General features: G+C 69.0%; 4 protein-coding genes. 1 reads left to right on the forward strand and 3 read right to left on the reverse strand.

All coding sequences use genetic code 11. The features are described 5' to 3' along the window. Window positions 1–26 precede the first annotated feature (26 nt). From ABD385_RS41020 to ABD385_RS41030, 3 genes are all read right to left on the reverse strand, one after another. On the reverse strand, window positions 27–221 hold the full coding sequence (locus ABD385_RS41020; RefSeq protein WP_344585348.1) for a ferredoxin: 195 nt from the start codon (window positions 219–221) through the stop codon (window positions 27–29). Between the two features lie 98 nt (window positions 222–319). Beyond that, entirely contained in the window at window positions 320–1,498 is a 1,179-nt protein-coding gene (locus ABD385_RS41025; RefSeq protein WP_344585350.1) for a cytochrome P450, read from the reverse strand. Next, on the reverse strand, window positions 1,495–2,175 hold the full coding sequence (locus ABD385_RS41030) for a DUF3159 domain-containing protein (RefSeq protein WP_344585352.1): 681 nt from the start codon (window positions 2,173–2,175) through the stop codon (window positions 1,495–1,497). Before ABD385_RS41030 ends, ABD385_RS41025 begins: the two co-directional genes overlap by 4 nt. Before the next feature lie 311 nt (window positions 2,176–2,486). Here ABD385_RS41030 and ABD385_RS41035 point away from each other — a divergent pair. After that, a partial coding sequence (locus tag ABD385_RS41035) for a response regulator transcription factor (protein ID WP_344585354.1) occupies window positions 2,487–2,835 on the forward strand: 349 nt, incomplete at its 3' end.

Consider the following 2,835-nt stretch of genomic DNA (forward strand, 5'->3'; position numbering starts at 1 on the left):
CAGGACGATGTGGTCCGTGGCGGGCACTACTTCACCACCTCGATGGCCAGCGCGGGGCAGCGGGCGGCGGCGTCCTCGACCTGAGCGCTCAGGTCGTCCGCCGGCAGGGGGTTGAGCAGGACGACGACGCCGTCCTCGTCGCGCTGGTCGAAGACGTCGGCGGCAGCCAGCACGCACTGGCCTGCTCCCACGCACTTGTTCTCGTCAATGATGATCTTCATCGGGGAAGCTCCGCTCCGCATCAGTGGGGAATGCGATCTGCTGGTGGCAGCCGTGACCTGCGGTCAGGCCACGGCTGCCGAGGTGCCGTATCTGCCGGCTACCAGGTCACCGGCAGCTCGCGGACTCCGTAAACGATCATGTCGTTGCGCATCGGTATGTCCTCCGGCGGCACCGCGAGCCGCAGCGTGGGGAACCTGTCGAACATCGCACGCAGAGCCGCCTTTATCTCCACCCGGGCCAGCTGCTGCCCCAGGCACTGGTGAATGCCGTGGCCGAAGGCGAGGTGCGAGCCGAACCCCCTCGCCAAATCCACCTGGTCGGGGTCACCGGGAACCGCCGCCTCGTCGCGGTTCCCCGAGGCCACGACGACAGCTACAAGGCTGCCGGCCTTGATCAGTTGCCCGCCCAGTTCCACGTCCTCCCGTGCCAGGCGAGGCCGGGTGAACGAAACGACGCTGAGGTAGCGCAGCAGTTCCTCGACGGCGCCGTCCATCAGCGTGGGGTCGGCGCGGAGCGCCGCCAGCTGCTCAGGGTTGCGCAGCAGGCACAGGGTGCTCATCGCGATCATGTTCGCGGTCGTCTCGTGCCCGGCGACCAGCAGCATCGATCCCACGCCGACCAGTTCCTCGTCGGTAAGCTCGCCGGACTGCACCAGCTCACTGAGGATGTCGTCGGTCGGCTCGGCGCGCTTGGCGAGCACCAGCCGGTGCAGGTGCTGACGTATCGCCGCCCGCGCCTTCATGCGCACTTCATGGCTTTCGGTGATGCGGAGCATCGTCGCCGAATTCTGCTGGAACTCCTCGCGGTCGGCGTAGGGCACTCCGAGCAGCTCGCAGATCACCAGCGAGGGTATCGGCAGCGCGAACTCCTGAACGAGGTCGACCGGGGACTCGGCCCGGGCCATCGCGTCCAGCCGCTCGGCAACGAACTCCTCCACCCGGGGAGCCAGTTGCCGCATCCGACGCACGGTGAACATCCCGGTGAGCAGCCGCCGCAATCGAGTGTGCTCCGGCGGGTCCATAGCGAGGAACACCCCCGGGTCCGGCTCCGATGGTTCGCCCCTCCCCACCCAGTCGCTGTTGGCGCTGAACCGCGGGTCGGCGAGCACCGTCCGGACATCCTCGTACCCGGTGATCAGCCAGCCCGGCCGACCGTCGAAAAGGGTCACTTGGGAGATCGGGGCCTGCTCGCGCAGTGTGCGGTACTCGTCCGGCGGGTCGAAGGGGCAGCTCCGTGCCATGGGCTGGGTCCCGGTGAGGGGCGGGGTCGTGGTCATGAAGGAGTCCTTTCCAAGGAACGGGTGGTGTCGGTGCTCGGAGTGCTGTCGACGCAGCGGTGCGTACCGACGCAGCGTCGGTAGAGGCGCCAGCCCAGCAGGGTGCTGAGCGCCATGACGAGGGGTCCGAAGGTTTCCACCGCGCCGAGGGCGACGGCCTGGCCGGAGAGGAACAACGGGAGCTGGATGGCGAGCATCACGTAACTTCCGGCCATCATCACCAAGTTGCCCTTGGTGAACGCCCGTCGGCGCACCCGGCAGTGGCGCCATGCGGTCTTCTCACCGGTGAGAAGACCCATCGCCAGCCCCAGCGGCGGCCATCCCAGGAGCAGCATCACCGGCGTCGCCGCGGCCATCACGCAGTGCATCACCAGGCTCGGGGCGAAGAAGGTGGTGGCCTGTCCGGTGCTTGCGGCCAGCGCCCCACCGACACCGACGACACCGACGATGCCCAGCGTGCGCCACACGGATTCTCTGCGAACCAACCGCAGGACGCAGCCCACGGCCCCCAGCGTCAGCGCGACCGTCAATCCGACGGCGACCTGATGCGTCAGCGACAGGCTCACGGTGAATCCGAGGATGGGCGCAACGTCGATGATCCCGCTGCGCAGGCGTCTGCGGATCATGTCCCGGGCAGCGACGTCACTGCCGGTTTCAGGGGGTACTGAGCGGTCCACGGCTGCTCCTGCCTTCTCGGCGACGGTGGTCGGGGGCCTGACTCAAGAGAACCCACCCCGGCTGACCCGTCCCGGACGCCCACCTGACCATTTCCTGACAGCCGGCGACGGCGTGCGCATGCGCGGATCACCGGGCGCTGCGGACACCGGACACCCGGGCGACAGCCGGTCCGCGGCGCGGGGAACCCGTGGGCGAGAGGGGGGCGCGCGTCGTCGTCGCAGGCGAGGTAGCCTCTGCCGGGCCGTCGCAGACGTGGCCTCCCCGATTGGTACCTGCCATGCACTCCGCCTCACCCACCCATGACCTGTCATTGCCCCGGGGGACCGGCCAGCGGCTGCTGGTCGTGGACGACGACCCGAGGATGTTGGAGCTGCTGGAGACGACCCTGAGCCTGGCGGGGTACCAGGTGACGACCGCGGACCGCGGTGCCGCGGCCCTGCGCGCCTACGAATCCGACACCCCGGATCTGGTGGTGCTGGACGTAATGTTGCCCGATATGGACGGGTTCGCGGTGTGCCGGCGCCTCGTCGGTAACGGGGCGCGGCTGCCGGTGTTGTTCCTGACCGCGCGGGACGCGGTGGAGGACCGGGTCGCCGGATTCGCCATGGGCGCCGACGACTACCTCACCAAGCCGTTCAGCGTCCCCGAACTGCTGGCCA

This window comes from Streptomyces lunalinharesii, from assembly GCF_039532155.1.
In the GTDB taxonomy this organism is placed as follows: domain Bacteria; phylum Actinomycetota; class Actinomycetes; order Streptomycetales; family Streptomycetaceae; genus Streptomyces; species Streptomyces lunalinharesii.